Here is a 21067-nt window from a genome sequence, read left to right as displayed (position 1 = left end):
ACACTACATTATTTTTAAGTTTATTTTAAGTTTTTATTTGTATTTTTCTGTAAGTCATGGTAATATATTTAGTGAGCAACCTAGTTGTGTATTTTTTTTAAACACCTATTGATAACGATTATCTTTATCGTGATTTCTTTAGAGATTATTTAAAAAAACACACAATAAAGTTTTAAACAATAAATATACTAAGAGAGGTTATCTTAATGAAAAAAAATAATTTATTTACGTTGTTGCTGGCAGGAGTTGTAACAACCGGTATAAGTGCACCTTATACGACACTCAATCATAATAACGTAGCAAATGCTACCGATAAAACTGCCGCTACCAACAAAACTTTAGATATTAAAAATCTAAAAGACGGGGAATACTCATTTGATGTGAAAATCTTAAATTTCAGCAATGGAAAAGCGGCATCGATGGCAGACGGTGCTGTAAAAAGAGAAAACACACGTCTTATTGTTAGAAACGGGCAATATTTTATAAGACTTTCTTTCCAACCGATTGAACATGGTATGGGAAGTCAAAAATTCAGAGGTTACTTAGGTGATTTAAAATATTACAGCGGTGATAAATCTTATGCTGATAGAATGAAAATCGCTGATAATGAATTTAAAGAAGCAACAATAGTAGAAAACTATAACACTAACGAAAAAGATGACTTTTTCGATACTTATAAAAAACACTATCCTTCTCGAACTGCTTATCCTAAAACAGTAGAATATCCTGTTGATAAAAATAAAATAACTGCCGACAATAAATTAATTGCTTTCGGTCAGGTCTACGTCCCTGTTATGGATTCTATTAGCGAGGGTCTTGGAACACAAAACATTATACTAAATCATGATTTTAGTACACTTAAAGTAATTAAAGTAACAGAAGATCCGAAACCTGTTGAACGATATGTTAACATTCATGTTAAAGATGATACTATAGTATCTCCTGTAGTTAGAAAAAATGTTGATACTATCGGAAAATTAGTTCAAGAAAATGGACAAGAATACTTAGTTCTTACCTATTATAGTAAAATAGGTGAAGGAAAAAATAACAACGGTCTTCAAAATATTAAATATGCGGATAAAGCTATTGAAAATGCTAAAGACTCTGATTTAAAAACTCCTACAGAGGTAAAAGTAATTCAAACTTTAAAAACTTCCGAATCCGTTTTTGAAATTTCTCAAGCTAAAATCCCCGTTACCGGTAAAAAAGAAGTTTTTGTTTACGGTGATTTTCAATATCCGGCAGGTATATTCAGAAAATACGGAACCGTCACTTGGGACGATAAAAATGTTAATATCAACAAATCCCCTAAAGTAGATGCTCCTAAACTATTTTCTCTTAAACCTGTAGTACATGGAACTACCGTTAAAAAAGCCGGTGACCCTAAACAAGAATTCGATTTTTCTAAAGATGGTGTTGATTATTCACCATATAACGGTATTAATGGCGATAAATTCAAATTAGCTAATAACTACTTCTTCTCATTAGAAGCTGCATTTGAACGACCTAGTCTTGTGAATACTAAAACTCGTTATTTAAAATATACCTTAGATGGCAGCGAACCGACATTTTCATCACGAGATGCCGTAGCACGTTTCGCTAATGCAAATCCACATAAACCGGAATTTTACTACAACTTAAACATAGATCCTTTTGAAGAAGGTTCTAAAGTACCAACTACCGGTGGAAACTTAACATTAAAAGTAAAAGCATTTAGTGAAGACGGTAAAGAAAGTAGTGAAACAAAAACTTACGTATTACCTTTTGACAAAGAAACACTTGACAAAACAGAAACTACCGTTGACATGGATGGTACCAAGTACAAAGCTACATTATCTTCTGACAGAAAATTCTTACTTGATGAAAACGCACGTCTTGAAGCTACTCCTATTTCTGAAGAAATAATAAATAAAACACTGGACAGCAAGATTAATGAACTAGGCTTAAAAAATGCTAAAACTTTAAAATTAAATATTACTAAAAAAGATGGTTCTAAATTTACTCCTACTACCAAAAACGGTTGGAATATTGATGAAAACCCAATCTTTACTTTAAAACTGGAGAATTATAAAGCAACAACTAATACTCATGCTTATATCTATGAAAACGGTATTCTTCGTCCGGTTCCGACAACAGCAACAGTTTCTAAATCTACTTTGCAATTCAATGTTAACAGCGATGAAGCATACTTTGTTATCGCTGAAAAAGATACAAAAGCATTAACTGAAGAAAAAGTCGCGGAACTTAAAGAAAAAGCTGAAGAAGCGGAAAAAATTCTTGCTGAAACTACCAGCATTTCTACTGCAAAATCTAATTTAGAAGCTGAATTGCAAAAAGTTAAGAAAAAAATTAAAAAAAATAGTTTTACATTAAACGCTGTTCTTCTTCATCTGGAAAACATGGATAAAAATATAAAAATTTTAAAATCTGAAAAAACAACAGATATAAAATACTTACAAAAAAATGCTAAAACTCTAAGTGATATTGTTGATTCTGATATTTTAAAACAATTATTAACACCTGAAAAACTTTCTTCTTTAAATGAGTTAAAAACACGTGTAAATAATTCATTAACAGATACCGAAGCACTATCTAAAAACCTAAAAGACTTGCAAACCGCATTAAATACATTAGAGTACAAGTACCCTACTCAAGATGTTGAGTTCGCTATTAAAAAATTCCATCGCCCGGAAGAAACTTCAATGGCAAATAATGTATTTGTTAACAAAGGAAAATTAATCTTCACTCCAACTAAAACTTACTTGGATATTGATTTAAAAACTATGATTTTCGGTTCAGTACATGCTCATTTATTAGATTTTGATATTTTTAAAGACCAACTTGATGGAGAAAAACTACCATATCATGTCGTTAATAAATACGATGATCTTAATTCGCTAACCGGAGAAATCGGTAACTTTAATAAAAAATTGCTTGTTGAATTAGAAAAAGATGTAAAAACCAGCTATGATGTTCGTGTACCTAATGACGGAATGGGAACTTCAAGACCGGAGGCAAAATTAGTTTTCTCTACCACCATTAATCGTCCTGAAGCGCCAAATGACGAAGAAATGGCAGCAAAAAAACTAAAAGAAGCCGTTGAAAATGCAAAAACTGAGATTGAAAAATTACCTGATTTAACTAAAGAACAAAAAGAAAAATTTGTTAAACAATTAAATGATGCAAAAGATATTAATTCAGCTAATAAAATCTTAGAAGATGCGAAAAAACAAAACGAAGAAAATAAATCCGGCGATAACAACAATAATAACAATAATAACAATAACAACAATAATAACAATAACAACAATAACAACAATAACAACAATAACAACAATAACAACAATAACAACAATAACAACAATAACAATAATAACAATAATAACAATAAACCTACCGATAACGGTAAAAAATTACCTAGTACCGGTATTCATGCTACAGCCACTGCCGGCTTAGGTTTCTTGACACTGCTTTTCGCTTTGGTTCTTCGTAGAAAAAATAATAAATAATTACTAAAAAAGGATATACCACTATTAATTTAGTGTATATCCTTTTTATCACTTTGCGAATCGTCTTCAAAAAAGTGATTTCCTTTGGAGGCTTTTTATAATTGTTTTATCATGGTTTTAACGGTTTCTTCTATATTACCTGCATAGGAAATGGCAGAAATAATTGATACACCATCTATCCCAATGTCTATAATATCTTTAATATGTTGTATATTAATACCGCCTATTGCGACGATTGGCAAATCTTTTGCCAATTCTTTTACTTTGTTTAAGCCGGTATATCCTATTGCACTACCTGCATCATTTTTGGATATTGTTGAAAAGACAGGTCCCACTCCAATGTAATCAACATAGGCTAGTTTTGAATTTTTATACTCTACGGTATTCCCTACTGACAACCCGATAATTGCCTTTGGAAGTAATTTGCGAATTTTTTCTACATCAATATCCTCCTGACCGACATGGACACCATCTGCTTGAAGCTTTATTGCTAAATCAACATCATCATTAATAATAAATGGTACATTGTATTGCTTACATAGGTTTTGGATCGTTCGTGCCATTTGTTCTTTTTTATCACCTTTTAATGCTCCCATACCCTTTTCACGAAATTGAAACATTGTTATACCACCTTTAAGTGCCTCTTCAACAACATCAGGTAGATATTTATTATCACAAGTAGTCGTTCCGCAAATAAAATACAATCGTAAAACTTGTCTATTAAACATACTATTTCACCCTTTTATAATGTGCTATATCTTCGTCCGCTACCGTATATAAAGCGTTAATAAATTCTACTTTATACGTACCCGGTAAGTCTGCACGTGGCATTTTTTCCGCAATTTCTCCGGCAATATTATATGTCAGCAAAGCGGTTTCCAAAGCAACTAACAGATTATCTTCGTCTACTCCGATAAAACTTGCCAATACCGCACCTAAAAGACAACCCGTTCCTATAACCTTAGGCATCATTGCACTACCATTATATATAGTACGAACTTCGCCATTTACCGCTATCGCATCTACTTTGCCCGTCACTACTATCGGAATATTATATTTTTTGTTCGCCAATAACGCTAGCTCCGCTACATTATCTACCGTTGCACTGTCAACGCCTTTTGATTCTATATTCATTCCTACTAAACTGCCGATTTCTCCCGCATTACCACGTATTACGGCTAATTTATGATTACTAATTAAATCATTAACCACTCTTTTACGGTAAGCACTCGCTCCGCAAGCAACCGGATCAAGCACCGCCGGTACTTTATAACGCTCGGCAATCGTTAACGCATCTTTGTAAAGTTGCCAATTCTCATCGGTTAATGTACCGATATTAATAAATAATCCACTCGCATAACGTAATAAATCTTCCAAATCATCTTTATACTCACTCATTGCCGGTGATGCTCCGAGTGCTACCAATCCGTTTGCTGTGAAATTTTTCACAACGTCATTAGTAATACAAATAACCAACGGAGATTTTTCTTTTATTAATTTTATACTACTCATTATATTATTCTCCCTTGTATGCCAAATGGTTAACGGGTCCATTCCCATGCCCTATCCCCGGTGCTTCGGATATCGCCGTTGATATAAATTTTTTAGCTGTTGCCACCGCTTCAACCAAATCACGCCCTTTTGCCAACTCCGCTGTAATGACCGCAGAAAATGTACAACCTGTCCCATGTGTATGACGTGTATTTACACGTTCGCTTAAAAATATATGACGTGAACCGTCTTTGGTAAACAAATAATCCGTAGCATTACCTGTAAGATGACCGCCTTTAATAACAACCGACTGACATCCCACTTCCGATATAATAAATTTTCCTGCTTTATTAATATCCGACTCCGTTATTATTTCAAAATTTACTATTTCTTCTGTCTCCGGAATATTCGGTGTAATAACCGTAGCTAAAGGTAAAATTTCTTGTTTTAAATTTCTTCTTGCTTTATCATCTATAAGTTTATCTCCACTTGTGGCTACCATAACCGGATCAACTACGTACAGATGATTTTTCGGTATATATCGTTTTATTAATCTCATCATATCAGCATTAGCTATCATTCCGGTTTTAATAGCGTGGGGTGCTATATCGTTAAATACGCTGTTCAACTGTGCTTCTATCGTTTCCAAATTCAGATGTTGAATATATTGAACACCCAAAGTATTTTGGGCAACAACACTGGTTACTACCGCCATACCATAGACACCACGTGCCTGAAATGTTTTCAAATCTGCCATAATACCCGCTCCTCCTGTCGGGTCTGTGCCGGCTATCGTCAACGCAATATTTAACTTACTCATTATTCTTTCAACTCCCAACATTCTTGTGTATATGCCATATTAAAGAATTTTCTTTCATGTTCGCAACTTTCCAAAAAATTTTTAATAAGTCGTTTCCTATCAGCAATAGACATATGCTCAGCTAAACGATTAATTATTCTATAATACCAATGTAAACAATCTTTTGCCAAATCTCCGGCATAGAACTCAACCCAAAATTTTAACGGGTGATCATCTGCCAATTTATTTTCTGCCAAAATTTTCTCTGCTATTTTCGCATAAATCCATGGGCACGGTGCCATAGCACTAAGTGTTTCTGCCATACCGAAAGCATAGGCATTATAATACATATGCTTTATATAATGATCAGCCGACGGATACCACTCACCACCTTTAATAATTTCATTGTAATCACGTCCTATATAATCGGCTAAGTTTTTATGAGCGGCAATTTCTTCATTTAAAACAAAATTTATTTGACTTAAAAAGAAATTTTTTTCATCTTTATTATCACTTTTTGCCAGTAATAATGCGTAAATATCGCTAAAATTAGCTAAATACAACGCATCCGCTTTTAAATAATGAACAACTGCTTCCTCTGATAAATCAGCATGAATTAATCCTTGAATAAAGCCGTCATAATAAATTTTATCAATAATCGGTAGTGCCTTTTCTTCCATTATATCTGTAATTTGTTTCATCAATATATCCCCCTCAGTATTTTATTTGATTATAAACACAACCTAAAAAACTCCCAAACGTAGTGCATGGGAGTTAAAAAGTGTATTAATATTTACATAAAAAGACAAATTTTTATCACATTTCCTACGCTAGCATTATCTAGTTCAGGTCAAAGGGTCTAACATTTGTTATCTCAGCCTAAAGGCACCCCTAGTGCTTATATTTAATTTACCACCCTATCGTAACAGACTTTTTTAAAAATGTCAATCTTAATGCAATCGTTTTATTTATTTTTATATATCACTTAAATCATTGAAAATTATCTTTATTTTTATAATAAAACAAAGATAATAACCTTATATTTTACTGAAATTATATATTTTTTTAAATAAATTAAGAATGATTATCATTTTCTTCTTTATTTTTTACAGATTTTATAATATAATATTGCTTAGCGATTTTTAAAAAATCGATTACATATAAATAAGGAGATTTATCAATATGAAAAACAACACATTATTAAAAGTTCTTTCTGCTACGGCAATTTTCTCTGCAATAGCAGCCATAGAAGCCTACAATCAGGACGAACTTGCATACGCTGCGGAAGATAGTGCTATTCATGCTACAACAGGAGTAAGCACACCCAACACCACTCCGAAAGTACAAACTACCGCTACTACTTCGACTACCACTAAACAAGATGGTAAAAACTTAAAAAATGATGGAGGTAAAAAAGTTACAGCTGACAACTACGAGGCTGCTACATATAAAAACCCGAATAAAGACAGAGAGGTTGATTCAAAAACTGTAAAAAAAGAATTTCCACTTAATGTCCAAGGGCATCTAAGAAATGCAAACAATAATGATGAACCGTCACTATATGAACCGGCATTAGATAACAATGTTAAAGTCGAAAAAATCGGTAATAAATATAAATATACGTTTAGAATTAAACCGGGAATTACCGACGTCGGCGGAGAATTTTACAATTTTGAATTAAGTAAAATTATATCAAGATAAGGTGCTGGAATTAAAAACATTAAGCGAAAAACAACGTATTAAAGAAGCATCTATTACATCAGATAAATTATTGGATAAAATTCAATTAGACGGTACTTCTAAATATCCCGACGGACGTGATATGTCTCACTTTGTCACATTGCAACTGTATTACGAAACTGCTCGTAAATGGGAAGACAGACCTATCGTTGAAAAAGATGGTTCTACTGAACCGATTACTCCAAAACCTACTAAACCTGTAAAACCGGAAAAACCTAAAGAAGAACCTACCCCGGCTAAACCTATTGCCGAAGACCACGAAGCTGAGGCTAATAAAGTGCCTAATACTTTCCCGACCACAGTAAAAGGAGAACTTAACGGGAGAAATCGTGATGATTCTTCTATTTATTCTAACGCTTTTGTTAAAGATGTAAAAGTTGAAAAAATTGGCAACAAATATCAATATACTATCCAAGTAAAAGAGGGAACATCGTCTAATATGTTGCTTCGTAACAAACCGTTTACCCTTTCTAAAATTTATTATAAAGGTAAGGAAATAACACTTACTGAAATAGATTCAACCACTAAATTATATGAGGGTAAAATTATTACCGATAGTTTATTGGACAAAATTCAGCTGGATGTTATCGTTAATGTAAGGGTAAAAGCCGGTGCAAAACCTCGTTATGAAGATAGAACGACGGAAACTACTTTGGCTTTAAACTTCCCGATGGTAGAAAAAGCTGACAGTCCTTATAATAGCGTTCCGGCTAAACTTCTTAATGCCAATACCGATAATCTTTCTATGGGAAATCCGGCCTTAGTTAGTGAAAAAACTCGTGTTGAAAAAATCGGTGATACATATCACTACTACGTAACATTTAAAGACTTACATGTAGGACCTATTGTAGGTAATGTAAGTCGTCTTACAGTTAACGGTAAAGAGGCGGAAGTAAAAGACCTTGGTGGTAATGACCATGAAAAACAATATCATTTCACCAGCTCTGAAAAATTAACCACTGCACCTGTCACTATGGATATTTCTGTCGGTGGAAAATTATTCCATGCAAATACGCCGGCACGTCTATCGTTCGACTGGTCTAAAGCTACTCCTTTAACTAAAGAGCAAGTTCCTAATAACAAAGAAGATAATAAACTTCCAAAAGAACAAGAACCCGGCATTAAAGATAAAAACAAACTGCCTAAAGAAGAAGATAAACAAGAAAATAATACTAAAGAAGATAATAAAAAAGTTGAACAAGAAACTTCTATTAAAGAAAAAGATAAAAATAAAACAGATAAAACTTCTCAACTTGGTAGCAATAACTTAAATAATCAAAGTTCTGTCGGTAATATTTCAAATAATAAAAAAGTATTACCTAATACCGGTATTGCAACCGCTACCTTTAGCGGACTTGGTTTCTTAACTCTTCTTTCTGCATTAATTTTTCGCAGAAAAATTAATAAGTAGTAAATAATTTTATTAGAGTAGTGTAGGTTTTACATTACTCTAATATTTTTTAAGTTAAAGATACTAAAAGAATTAATAATGATTATCATTTACTACTTTATTTTTTGTTATTTTTATACTATAATAATAGTTAAGTTAAATAAAATATAAAAAATAAAAGGAGATAATAGATATGAAAAAAAATAATCTATTAAAAGTTTTTTCTGCCGCTGTTATTGTATCCACATTATCAGTGACCGAACTTTCTAATGTGCAAATACCTGCAAAAGTAGCAACAGCTGCTGAAAATACACCTAGTTCAGCTGTGTATGATATTCCTGTTAAACTGATGAACTATTATACACCTAATAAGCTATCTATGGGTAACGCTGCAATGGTAAAAGCTACCGTACAAAAAATAGGTAATCAATTCAAATATACTGTAATACTAAAAGATATCACATTTTTAGGAATGAGTGACGGAATCAGAAAATTCTGGGTTGAAGGAAAAAAAATACCTCTTAAATCTATAACTTATCCGGATCCTAATGTTAAAAATCCTGTTCAAGTGGAATTTATGAGTCCTGCACTTAAAGATTCTTTTGATGTAGAAGTATTTGTTAATGCTATGGAACAAATTATGCCGGGTGCCGGTCGTCAAAAAGCAAAACTCACTTTTGATACTTCAAAAGTCCCTTCTTCAATAAATGATCTTACTTCTGAAGAAACAAAAACTGAAGAAATTCCATATAAAACTACAAAAGTAGAAAATCCTAATCTTGAAAAAGGAACTGAAAAAGTCAAAACACCGGGTAAAAAAGGTGTTAAAACTGTTGTCTATACAGTAGTTACTAAAGCTGACGGTACTCAAACAAAAACTGTTAAATCAGAATCCATTACGCAACAACCTGTTGACGAAGTAATTGAAGTCGGTACAAAAGTTGTACAACAAAATAATCAAATTCAACAAACAGTTGTTAAATCTGGATACGTTGTACCTATAAAGTTACTTAATTATTATGAAAACAACAAATTATCTATGGGGCATGCTGCTATGGTAGATGCTTTTGTTTATCAAGAAAATGGTGTATATAATTATGTTATAACTATGAAGGATATTACTTTCTTAGGTCAAACAGACGGTGTTAGTGCTTTTTGGGTTAACGGTAAAAAAGTTGACTTGTATGAAGTAAAAATACCGGGACTTCTTCACCCTAAACAAGCTGTTTTCACTAGCACTAAAAAACTGGACAAAGTAGAAGTTGAAGTCTTTGTTAATACCATGGAAAAAATTATGCCGGGAGGCGGTCGTAAAAAAGCTATTCTTACATTTGATTGGAGTAAAGCTAAATTAGATGAGCGTACAGTCCCTACAAGTTCAACTCCTAAGGTTGATGGTGGTATCGGCGGTCCATCAGATAATGGTGGTCGAGTTGATAACAGCATACTACCTAGAACCGGTTTAGAAACGTCTTCTTCTCTATTAGCAGGTGCTATTACATTAATGGGTGCTGTTTTACTTGGTAGAAGAAAACAAAAATAATAATTAAATATAGTTAGTAGCCCCGCTCTTATTTTGGCATGTTACTACTAACTCTAAAAGCGGGAAAATTTATTCCCGCTTTTTATTTTTGAAAAGATATATTTATTTAGAAAGTGAGTAATAATAATGAAAAAAATATTGAAATTTGTTGCAATAACAATTACTACTTTAGCGTTTATTGTAACATCAAGTAATGTTCAGTTAAATCATAAAGTACAAGCTGCAGATAAAGTTTATAATGTTCCGATTGAGCTATGGCATTCTGAAAATACCGGGCGTTTATCGATGGGAAATAAGGCATTAGCTACACATGCTACCGTTAAGGTTCACGATAATAACACCTCATCAATTACCGTTCAATTCGTTCCGATGGATTTTAATAATATGCACGGTCATTTACTATCATTAAGCATTTATTCATCACCGATTTTTTCCGGTAAATTAACTCCGGCTTCTGTCGTAAGCACCTATAACGATACTAACCTTGACGGTGGAACCAGTACCTACCCTAGCAATTTAAGTTTTGACTTTGGAACTGCTAAACCCGATAAAGTCGGAGTTAGAGTTTCTGTTGATGCTATGAATAAAATTATGGGTGGCGACGCTTCTCAAAATGCTATTATAAAATTTAACTGGTCAGCTGCAAAACTGGTTTCAGGTACTGAAGACGGTAATGCCGATAAAGATAAGAATAAAAAAGAAGAAAACAAAGATACTGAGAAAAAAGATGAAAATAAAGCACCGGAAGGGTTTGTTACTAAGAAATTAGAAGATTACTTTAAAGAAGATCAAAAAACTAAAAACACCGGTGTTTATAACCTTGATATAACAGGCTCTTACCTAAGCCCATTAACCGGAATTACCGCTGACGGCGGAACTAAAAATGCCGCAATCGGTGAAGGTATGGTTCAAGGAGTTATATCTCCCGTTAATTCCGGCGGGAACTTAAACGATGCTCTTAAAAATCAAAAAGCGGGTGGAGAAAAACGTTGGTCTAAAGCCTTATTACAACGAACTAAAGATGGAAAATTATATGCTACCGTTAGAATTCACTTAATGAACTGGGTTCAACGTAGTAAAGAGCAAGGACCTTTTATTAAAGTATTGCAAAAAGACGGAGAATTTAAACAAGTTACAGCCACCGAAACAAAAGTTAATATTGAACAATATAAAGACAGCTATGTTGACTATCGTTTTGAAGTACCGAATGAAAACTTCTTAGCGATGGTTCAAATGTATGTAGAACCTATGAATCGTCCGGTTAGATTTTTCGTTGAAGTAAATACCGATACCATTCAAAACGGAAACGGTAATCTTGATATGGAAGTAATAAAAGAAAAAAATTACCTACCGTACTACCTTGGCGGCGGTGCTGTTGTTCTTGTACTAATCGCCGGCATCTTCATTGGCGTTAAAAAACGTAAAAATAATGTAGTTACCGAAAACCCTACCGAAGAAATCAAAGAAGAAAACGAATAAGAGGTCATAAAAATATGAAAAAAAAATTATCACTATTATTAACGATTCTTTTGAGTTTTTCACTGATTTTAACTGCTTGTTCTTCCAACAAGAACGCTAACACAACCGGAGATGAACCAAATATTGCTGATAAGGCTTTTAATGAAACTATTGACCTTACGGGAGTTAACAAAGATAAAAAATCCGAAGAAGAAAACGGTAAACGTGTTGTAATGGATTCTGTGGCTCTTTGTCAAGTTGCAGATGTTCTTGATATTAAACTTGCGGGTATTCCTACAACAAGATTAGGTCATATGCCAAAAAGATATGAAAACACCGTTCAAATCGGTTTGCCTATGAATCCGAATATGGAAGTAATTAAATCAATAAATCCGTCAATCGTTTATTCACCTGACAGTTTACAAGATTGGATTAAAGAAGGATTTGAAAAAAATAATATTCCATACAAGTTTGTTGATATTCGTAGTGTCAGCGGTTTATATTCTGTAACAGAAGATTTAGCCAAAGAGTTTGGAAAAACTGAAAAATTTAACCAACTAAAAAAAGAACATGATACATTTTTTGCAGAGTTTAATAAAAAAATAGCCGACAAAAAGAAACCTAAAGTATTAGTTTTAATGGGATTACCCGGCAGTTACATGGCTGCTACCGAAAAATCATATGTGGGTAATTTAGTAAAACTTGCAGGTGGAGAAAATATTATTAAAGGCTCTGAAGAATTTACACAATTAAACTTAGAAACTGCACTTAATGAAAAACCGGACTATATTTTACGTACGGCACATGCTATGCCTGAAACTGTAATGGAAATGTTCAAAAAGGAATTTGAAACAAATAAAAGCTGGTCACACTTCGATGCAGTTAAAAATAATAAAGTAATTGACCTTGATAATTCCATATTCGGCATGACCGCTACATATGACTATCAAAAAGGTCTTAATAACTTATACCAAGTATTTTATGGAAATTAATGTTACCAATCCGGAAGTAGCATATGCCTCTTCTGGATTTTCCTAATAATCACTAAATATATTTATAAATTTTTACAATCAACTTTATTTATTCGCATTTAGAAAGGAGGAAGTTATGTTGCGTAATAAAAAAATAATCTCTTTTATTGTTCTTGTCTTGTTATTGCTGACAACAATATTTGTTTCCGCAAACAGCGGTAGTATTAAGGCGGGTGTTTATGAACTTGTTGTTGGAATTTTTAATAACAAATACGCTAATGTTAATGCTATTGTAGATGTACGTTTTCCCCGTATTATTATTACGATTTTAGTGGGAGCGGCTCTCGGTGTTAGTGGTTTACTGCTTCAAACCGTCTTAAAAAATCCGCTCGTTGACCCAAGTATTATTGGAGTATCCAGCGGAGCTAACTTATTTTTATATCTTGGTATTGGACTATTTCCCCAATTATTAATGTTCAAAACAGTTTTTTCTATTATAGGGGGGATAATTGGATTTATTATTATCTATTACCTTGCAGGTCATACTAAAAATAATGTCAAGATCATTCTTATCGGTATTGCTATCAGTTATTTCTTTACAGGAATATTAAGTAGTATACAGTATATTACTCAATCAAGTCCGTCTACATCATCAGCTGCTAAAACCGTTTCCCTTGGAACTAAAAACTGGGAAGATGTGCGACTTCTTTTAATATGGATTCCTGCGTTATTAATTATCAGTTTGTTTTTAGCAAAACTATGTAATATTTTTACACTTGATGACAATATTATTGCTTCACTCGGAATTAACATTAACAATATACGTTTACTTATTTCATTTGTTGCAGTAGCACTTGCCTCTGTTGCAACTGCGGTTGCCGGTGTTTTAGTATTTTTAGCACTTATAGTACCACATATCGCAAAAATTATTATCGGGCGTAATCATCTCTACACAATACCTTTTAGTGCTGTTTTAGGTGCATTTGTATTACTACTTTTTGATACTTTAGGACGTGTGGTGTTTGCCCCTGTAGAAATCCCTGCGGATCTAATTATGATGATTATTGGTGGCCCTGCATTTATTATTCTTGTTAAGAGAGGGGTTAACTAATGGAACATATTATTGAAATTAATAATTTATCATTCAAATATAATAATGACACCGTGATTTTTAATAATCTGTCATTAGCTATTGAAAAAGGAAAAATTACCACCCTACTCGGTAAAAATGGTTGTGGTAAAAGCACTTTAATTAAAATACTGGCAAAAAATCTTCCTTATCATAGTGGTAGTATTCTCTTGGAAAACAAAGAATTAAAAAATTATTCTTTAAAACAATTGGCAAGTTCACTTTCCATAGTTTATCAAAAAAATGAAACTCCTAAAGAAATTACAGTCTATGACATGGTCAGCTTTGCTCGACTTCCATATCAAAATATCTTTTTCTACAGAAAAACACCGGAAGATATAGAAAAAATTGATTTTGCATTGGAACAAACCAATCTTACCGATTATAAAGATAAACGTGTTGATGCTTTATCCGGCGGTCAATTACAACGTGTTTATATTGCGATGTGCCTTGCTCAAAGCACCGATATTATAATACTTGATGAACCGACAACATTTCTTGATATTAAATATCAAAAATCAATTATGACGTTGGTAAAAGAGTTGAATGCACGTTTCGGTATAACTATTATTATGGTGCTTCATGATATTAACCAAGCGTTGACATACAGTGATAATATTATAGCATTGCATAATGGCATGGTAGTAAAACAAGATAAAGCAAGTGAATTTTATAATACAAAGCTGCTAAATACCATTTTTGATGCTGATATACAGATTAAAGATAAAACTGTTATTAGCTGGTAATACTTAAAAACCTAGAAAATCTCTAGGTTTTTTAAAATTTTTACCTAGAAAATACGTATTTTTTTACTTCTCATATCTAATAATTTCCCAATTAAGGAGTAAGGATCGACTTAAAAGTTGTAATCTCAACTATTCTATAAAGTCACTCCTATTTATATCTCACTATATTTTATTGTAAAAAATGTAGTTCTTTAAACTTTACTCCGCTGAAAATTACTGCTACAATAAAAATAGTATATACTATTTAAAAAGAGGAATTGTATGAATACGAAAGAGAAAATTTTAATAACCGCACGAGATCTTATTTACGAAAATGGTTATGCAGGAACTTCTGTCAATGATATTTTAGTAGCTGCTAATGTCGGCAAGGGGCAGTTTTATCATTATTTCGAATCAAAACATGATATCGCTTTAAAAATTATTGAGTTAAATATTTCTGAGTGGGAACAAAAACTTTTTAAACCTATTTTAATGAGCAACAATAATCCTGATAAAATATTTTGCGATATGATTGATTGGTTTTCTAAGGCACAAGAATCGGGAAAGCCGGTATTTCATGGTTGCCATATAGGAAATCTAATTGTCGAATTTTCTGCTAAAGAAGAACATTTTAGAACTTTATTAAGTGATTTATTGCTTACTTTTGCTGATTTAATCGCAAAAAATTTAATGGAATTAAATAACAACAGTTTTAATACCTATAATGTAGCTTTTAACGAGGCAAAATTTATTATTGCTGTAATTCAAGGAAATACTCTTCTCCTTAAGGCAACACAAGACATAAATGTTTTCAAAGATAATTTGAATTTACTAAAGAATAAATATCTTAAATAAAAATGATGACAGTCACATAAAACGACTGTCATCAGGTTAACCTTGTAGAATATTCTTATGTTCGATAAAATCAACCATAGAATAAATTAGAAATTATATAAAAGAAAGTATTTGTACCTACTAGTAGGTACAAATACATATTATCATTTTATTACTCTTTTGTCAATATTCTTATATATATTTTACAAATATTTCCGCAATAATTAGGTAGTGATATGAACCCCCACAACTAACTTGAACTAATCCTGAAATTATTTTATCCTTTTTCAAAAGGAACAACCAAAATTACTTTTGATTATTTTTTTAAAATAATCTTCTCAACGAAATTAAAGGCTTGTTTCTGACTATTTTTTCGTTGCCGATAAACTTCCTCATTTCTTTAAGACATTTTCCGGCATTTTTTACTACAAAATTAAAACTGCCATCTTTTTTAGTATCTATAAAAAATCCTCGAATATATTTATCTTTGAAAAATATTTGCGCTCTTACCCTTTCGATTTGCTCCCACGGTATTTGGATATAGTCTTCAGGGTTACGATGATTATAAAATTCTATAGCTTTATCTCCTACTAAAATATCACCATGTTTATTACCTATTCCACCCGATAAAAAATTAGCCTTTGTATTGTAAACTACTTTAGTATTTATAGACATTGCCATAAAAACACCTCCTTTATTTATTTTTTCTCCAATAACTTCGTATTCCTGTTAGTGTTATTAATACTATTATAAACATAAATATATAATTTTTAATACTGAAATACTTTGATGCTTCCGTTTTTATAACTTCGATCTTTTTATCAATATTATTATTCTTTTTAACAACTTTGTTATGTTCTTCAAATTTTTCCAAGTCGTTATTGCTGATTTTTGTATTTTTTACCGCAACATAATAAATATATTTCAAATCATTTAACGGTTTTATTTCTTCTACCGCTGTATTGGAAATATCCAAACTTGCCAAATTACCTGCGGTGGCTAGTGGAGAAATATCTTTTAATCCCAAATTATCATTAAGCATTAGACGATATAAATATTTCTTGCCGTACAATGCTCTTATATCTTCAATACTGTTTTTGTATAACAATAACTCTTCCAAATTTTCTAGTTTTCTTAGTGGGCTTATATCTATTATATTATTTCTATCTAAATATAAAATTCTTATATTGTTTAAGCTCTCAAGCGGAGTTAGATCTTTTATTGAATTTTCTTCTGCAATCAAACTTTCCAATTTTTTCGCATTTTTTAAAAATGTTATATTGTCAAAACCAATTCCTGAAATATTTAAACTCCTTATATTGTCCAGTTTTAAGTTATTCGGGACATAATCTTTTAAAGCTCCGTTTATTGAAATATCCAGCGACTCTACATTTAATTCATTAAGAAAATCTAAATTATTCATTAAATTTTTTCTTAATGACAGTTGTTTTAATTTCTTTAGCTGTGCCAAACTTTTTGTATCTTTTATTTTATTATTAGTTAAATTCAAATCTTCTATTTCTTTAAGATTTTCGAGTGGCGATAAATCTTCAATAAAATTATTGGATAGATTCAATGTTTTTAAATTTGTTGCATACTCTAACCCTTTTAAAGAAAAAATATTCATCCACGGTAATGACAAACTTGTAAATTGTTTCATCATTCCTACAGTAATATCTTTTCCTTTATAATTTTTATCAATATGAAATTTATAATATTCCAATAATGATTCTTTTAAATTCAAATCTTCAAAGTCTATTATTTGTCCACTTTCTTCCTTTGATAAATCCTTTTTTCCGAACGGAACGTAAATATCACCGGCAGAAACGATTTTTGTATTAAACTGTGAAGTCATTAAACTCAAAGTTGCAATCATAAAAACACTACACATTACTTTTTTCATTTTGTTCCTCTTTTATTTTTTATATGTTAATATTTTATTTTTAACGACAACTAATCCATAAGCCGCTAAGGGTAGAAGAAAAACAAAATACGGAAAAACATATCTGCTCTTCGCTTCCCAAATCATATGGAATAGAGTTCCACCTACAAATGCTATCGGTATAAGTGCATATACTTCCTGTTTACGTCTATATATTACTACCGAAAAAACAAAGGTGAATATATAAATAAACACTTGAAATATCTTCATTAAAAAGTTTAAGAAACTATGTGTTTCATTAAAGTAAATCTGTTTAACAAAAAAATCTTTAACCTTTTCCAGTTGTGTTTCACTGTCAAAATTACGCTGTGGTGCCGTCACCAATAAACTTTGAAACGTCGGTTCTATAAATTGATTTTCATATTTTCTCTTATAAAAATCCAGTGCATAACTAGGATTTTCTTTAAAAACATTTAATCTTTGTTTAATAGAATTTTTTGCGATTTCTTTTATTCTTTCATCATTATATTCTTCTTCCGGCATAATATCATAGTTAAATCTATTCCACCAACCTGCTTCTCTTTCACCTTCCTGCATACCCATAGCAATCCAAGTTATTTTATTTACTCCGCTAGAAATTTCCCTTTGCGATTTCACCTCGTAATAATTATAAATAATACTTTTACCTGCTATCATTACAAAAAGACATGAAATAATAAATAATGGTATCTTTTTGTCTTTTTTCTTAATAAAGTACACCATCGCAACACTAAAAATCGCCAACATATGAATAATATTATTACCTATCAAAATAATCGAAAGATTAAGTGCAAATAAGCTGATAACCAACATATACCATTGTTTTTGCTTTGTATACTTTATAAAATAATAATAAGCTACAAGTGTTAAAAACATTCCCGGCAATATACCATAAACAAATGCTACATAAAAAACTAAAGGAAAACACAATGCACCAAGAATAACTACAAGATAATTTGTATCTTCATCATCAAATAATATATTAGATATTTTATATAACATCATTATGATAAAACTTATCGAAAAACTTTGCATAATATACAAAATAAATGTTGCTCTTCCAAAAAGATTAAGTATTATTTGGAATATAAAAATAGTCGTTATTTGGTGTGAGTATATATATAAATAATTATTTCCTTTATCAAGCCCACTATAATTACCACGAATAAAGTTGTTTGTTTGATCAATAACATTAAATGGATCAAACTGTACATAATCACGTCGTAAAATTGCGAATAATATACTCATTATAAAAGCATAAATCATTACAATAAGTACCAAACGCTTTACACTAATAATTTTTTTTAGATATTTTGTACACATTAAGATAACTATACTAAATATTACGAGAAAAATAATATTTAGTATAGTATTATCTTGTTTATAATATAATGTTTCTTGATAATCTCTTGGAAATATTGCTGTTTTTGTTAAAACTAATAGTGTATTAAATCCCATTAATAAAAAGAATATAATGGCTATTACTTTTATTAAAAAATTAGCAATTTTAGATAATATTTCCTTACTCATAGATTATTCCTTTGTTTCTTCGTTTAAAAATTTTTCAATAATAAAGCGTGGACGCTCTTTTGTTTCAAGATAAATTTTTCCTACATATTCGCCAACAATTCCCAGAGAAATCATAATCATCCCTCCGATAAACCACATTGAAATCATTGTACTTGACCAGCCCGGACGTGCAGAACCTGCAAAATAGCTGTATAATGTGTAGAAAAATACAATCACCGCTATAAAAATCATCAACATTCCACCGACTGTAATAAAACGAATTAGTTTTACCGACAATGACGTAATTCCCTCAAAAGCGAATGCAAGCATTTTTGACAACGGATATTTACTTTCCCCCGCAAAACGCTCCGCACGTTCATAAGTAACAACATCTGTCGGATACCCGATCATAGGAACGATACCGCGTAAAAATAAATTAACTTCTTTAAATTCTGCCAAACCTTCCAAAGCACGTTTGCTCATTAAGCGATAGTCAGCATGGTTAAACACCGTATTAGCCCCTAATTTTTCCATCATACGATAAAAGGCTTCTGCTGTAAAACGTTTAAAAAATGTATCGGTTGTTCGAGCTGAACGTACTCCATAAACAATATCACAACCGTCATAATATTTTTTTATCATTTTATTCATGGCATCAATATCATCTTGAAGATCCGCATCCATTGAAATACTCACATCACAATAATCTTTTACCGTCATAAGTCCGGCTAAAAGTGCATTTTGATGTCCACGATTACGACTTAAGTTTATTCCGCTGAATAACGGATTATTTTTGTGTAATTTTTCTATCATTTCCCATGTTTTATCTTTTGAACCGTCATTCACCAAGACAACTCGACTATCTTCGGCAATCAAGTTTTCCTCTATCATAGTGTTCATTTTTATTTCTAAACGTTTTGCCGTTTCGTTTAATACCTCTTCTTCATTGTAGCAAGGTATTACCACATATAGTTTTTTCATTACTAATCTCCTAATTACTTTTTACTAATCGCTTTATTAAGTCTATTAAGCAAAGCTACGTTTTCTTTAGTTTCTTTTATGGGTAGCATATATATTTCATCTACCTTCTCATTATCGAACTCTCTTAGAATATTATATAAATTTTTATTCGATTGTTCAATATTTTTTTCGTTGTTCGCAAGAAATTTTACTACTACCGGTAAGTCTTCTACTTTTTTTTCATTATCACTATAAGTTATTAAACCTGTTTTTTTATTTTTTGTTTTTAAATATTCTATCAATTTGTCTAAAGTATCATGATAAACTATAAGTTCCGCTTCCGGTGAATAGTGTCGGTACTTCATTCCCGGCGCTATCGGGGCTTTAGTTTCAGTCATTATTTCGTCATTATATTTTACACTGCCTGTACCTAGTACAACTTCAATATTTTCTTTTGTTATCTCTCCGGGTCTTGCTATAACGAGCGGTGTTCGTGTACAGTCAATCACCGTACTCTCTAACCCAAATTCCGCTTGTTCATCTTCGATTATTACCTCTATTTTCCCGTTCAAATCATGGTAAACATGCGAAAAACGTGTCGGTGACGGTTTCCCGCTGGTGTTGGCACTCGGTGCTGCAAGTAATATACGTGTTTCTTTTAAAATATTTCGTGCCGTTTTATTCGACGGCATTCTTACCGCCAATGTTTTTAACCCTGCACTAGCTTTTTTTGATATATTGTTATTAACTTTTGCATTTAAAATAAGGGTCATCGGGCCAGGCCAAAAATACTCTGCTAATTTTTTTACACATTCATCTGAATAATCAACAATATTATCCAACTGGCTAATTTCATAAAAATGGATAATAAGCGGATTGTCACTCGGTCTTCCCTTAGCAGTATAAATTTTTCCAACCGCCTCATCTTTAGTTGCATCAGCACTTAATCCATAGACCGTTTCTGTCGGAATAGCAACTAATTTATTTTCATTATAATATTGTTTTAATTTTTTATAAATACTCTCCTTATCAGTGCTTGTATTTATATTAATTATTTCCGTTTCCATATATTCTCCTTACATTATTAG

At 31.6% G+C, this 21067-nt stretch carries 18 protein-coding genes and 1 riboswitch; of the genes, 9 read left to right on the top strand and 9 right to left on the bottom strand.

Going from position 1 to position 21067, the window contains the following annotated elements; translation table 11 throughout:
- The first annotated feature begins 206 nt into the window (after positions 1 to 206).
- On the top strand, positions 207 to 3509 hold the full coding sequence (locus BQ7358_RS08740) for an LPXTG cell wall anchor domain-containing protein (protein ID WP_072520139.1): 3303 nt from the start codon (positions 207 to 209) through the stop codon (positions 3507 to 3509).
- Positions 3510 to 3604: 95 nt separating this feature from the next.
- On the opposite strand, the gene thiE is transcribed toward BQ7358_RS08740, so the two are convergent.
- Genes thiE through tenA form a run of 4 tightly spaced genes read right to left on the bottom strand, consistent with a single transcriptional unit; the run spans position 3605 to position 6500 of the window.
- Positions 3605 to 4237, bottom strand: a complete 633-nt coding sequence (gene thiE / locus BQ7358_RS01645; RefSeq protein ID WP_062172964.1) for a thiamine phosphate synthase — start codon at positions 4235 to 4237, stop codon at positions 3605 to 3607.
- A gap of 1 nt (position 4238) precedes the next feature.
- Positions 4239 to 5021: a hydroxyethylthiazole kinase gene (gene thiM / locus BQ7358_RS01640; protein WP_062172963.1), complete on the bottom strand. Its 783-nt coding sequence runs from the start codon at positions 5019 to 5021 to the stop codon at positions 4239 to 4241.
- 4 nt (positions 5022 to 5025) lie between these two features.
- On the bottom strand, positions 5026 to 5820 hold the full coding sequence (gene thiD / locus BQ7358_RS01635) for a bifunctional hydroxymethylpyrimidine kinase/phosphomethylpyrimidine kinase (protein WP_062172962.1): 795 nt from the start codon (positions 5818 to 5820) through the stop codon (positions 5026 to 5028).
- Positions 5820 to 6500, bottom strand: a complete 681-nt coding sequence (gene tenA / locus BQ7358_RS01630; protein ID WP_072520138.1) for a thiaminase II — start codon at positions 6498 to 6500, stop codon at positions 5820 to 5822. Before tenA ends, thiD begins: the two co-directional genes overlap by 1 nt.
- A gap of 103 nt (positions 6501 to 6603) precedes the next feature.
- Positions 6604 to 6702, bottom strand: a riboswitch (TPP riboswitch).
- 279 nt (positions 6703 to 6981) lie between these two features.
- Between tenA and BQ7358_RS01625 the strand changes: the two genes are divergently transcribed.
- From BQ7358_RS01625 to BQ7358_RS01590, 8 genes are all read left to right on the top strand, one after another.
- Complete coding sequence (locus BQ7358_RS01625) at positions 6982 to 7500, top strand: hypothetical protein (protein ID WP_072520137.1); 519 nt, start codon at positions 6982 to 6984, stop codon at positions 7498 to 7500.
- A gap of 1 nt (position 7501) precedes the next feature.
- Positions 7502 to 8950: an LPXTG cell wall anchor domain-containing protein gene (locus tag BQ7358_RS01620; RefSeq protein WP_072520136.1), complete on the top strand. Its 1449-nt coding sequence runs from the start codon at positions 7502 to 7504 to the stop codon at positions 8948 to 8950.
- Positions 8951 to 9122: 172 nt separating this feature from the next.
- Positions 9123 to 10472, top strand: a complete 1350-nt coding sequence (locus BQ7358_RS01615) for a G5 domain-containing protein (RefSeq protein WP_062172959.1) — start codon at positions 9123 to 9125, stop codon at positions 10470 to 10472.
- A gap of 126 nt (positions 10473 to 10598) precedes the next feature.
- The gene (locus BQ7358_RS01610) at positions 10599 to 11951 is read left to right on the top strand and encodes a heme-binding Shp domain-containing protein (protein WP_062172958.1); all 1353 of its coding nucleotides are present in this window, start codon (positions 10599 to 10601) and stop codon (positions 11949 to 11951) included.
- Between the two features lie 14 nt (positions 11952 to 11965).
- Complete coding sequence (gene isdE, locus BQ7358_RS01605) at positions 11966 to 12922, top strand: heme ABC transporter substrate-binding protein IsdE (protein WP_062172957.1); 957 nt, start codon at positions 11966 to 11968, stop codon at positions 12920 to 12922.
- Positions 12923 to 13037: 115 nt separating this feature from the next.
- Positions 13038 to 14012: a FecCD family ABC transporter permease gene (locus tag BQ7358_RS01600; RefSeq protein WP_062172956.1), complete on the top strand. Its 975-nt coding sequence runs from the start codon at positions 13038 to 13040 to the stop codon at positions 14010 to 14012.
- A complete protein-coding gene (locus BQ7358_RS01595; protein WP_062172955.1) occupies positions 14012 to 14776 on the top strand; it encodes an ABC transporter ATP-binding protein in 765 nt (254 codons plus the stop codon). Before BQ7358_RS01600 ends, BQ7358_RS01595 begins: the two co-directional genes overlap by 1 nt.
- Before the next feature lie 261 nt (positions 14777 to 15037).
- Positions 15038 to 15610 (top strand): TetR/AcrR family transcriptional regulator, encoded by a 573-nt coding sequence (locus BQ7358_RS01590; RefSeq protein ID WP_062172954.1) that lies wholly within the window; start codon positions 15038 to 15040, stop codon positions 15608 to 15610.
- A 303-nt stretch (positions 15611 to 15913) separates the two neighbouring features.
- Here BQ7358_RS01590 and BQ7358_RS01585 read toward each other — a convergent pair whose 3' ends face one another.
- Genes BQ7358_RS01585 through BQ7358_RS01565 form a run of 5 tightly spaced genes read right to left on the bottom strand, consistent with a single transcriptional unit; the run spans position 15914 to position 21046 of the window.
- Positions 15914 to 16270 carry a DUF956 family protein gene (locus tag BQ7358_RS01585; protein ID WP_062172953.1) on the bottom strand — a complete coding sequence of 119 codons (357 nt, stop codon included), beginning with the start codon at positions 16268 to 16270 and terminating at the stop codon, positions 15914 to 15916.
- A gap of 13 nt (positions 16271 to 16283) precedes the next feature.
- On the bottom strand, positions 16284 to 17492 hold the full coding sequence (locus BQ7358_RS01580) for a leucine-rich repeat domain-containing protein (RefSeq protein ID WP_062172952.1): 1209 nt from the start codon (positions 17490 to 17492) through the stop codon (positions 16284 to 16286).
- A gap of 12 nt (positions 17493 to 17504) precedes the next feature.
- On the bottom strand, positions 17505 to 19040 hold the full coding sequence (locus tag BQ7358_RS01575) for a hypothetical protein (protein ID WP_106388763.1): 1536 nt from the start codon (positions 19038 to 19040) through the stop codon (positions 17505 to 17507).
- Positions 19041 to 19043: 3 nt separating this feature from the next.
- Positions 19044 to 20000, bottom strand: a complete 957-nt coding sequence (locus tag BQ7358_RS01570) for a glycosyltransferase family 2 protein (RefSeq protein ID WP_062172951.1) — start codon at positions 19998 to 20000, stop codon at positions 19044 to 19046.
- A gap of 14 nt (positions 20001 to 20014) precedes the next feature.
- Complete coding sequence (locus BQ7358_RS01565; protein WP_072520135.1) at positions 20015 to 21046, bottom strand: L-threonylcarbamoyladenylate synthase; 1032 nt, start codon at positions 21044 to 21046, stop codon at positions 20015 to 20017.
- Between the last annotated feature and the right edge of the window lie 21 nt (positions 21047 to 21067).

The sequence above is a fragment of the Gemella massiliensis genome (assembly GCF_900120125.1).
In the GTDB taxonomy this organism is placed as follows: domain Bacteria; phylum Bacillota; class Bacilli; order Staphylococcales; family Gemellaceae; genus Gemella; species Gemella massiliensis.
The sequence above is the reverse complement of the archived record's forward strand: the minus strand, read 5'-3'. Positions and strand labels throughout refer to the sequence as shown.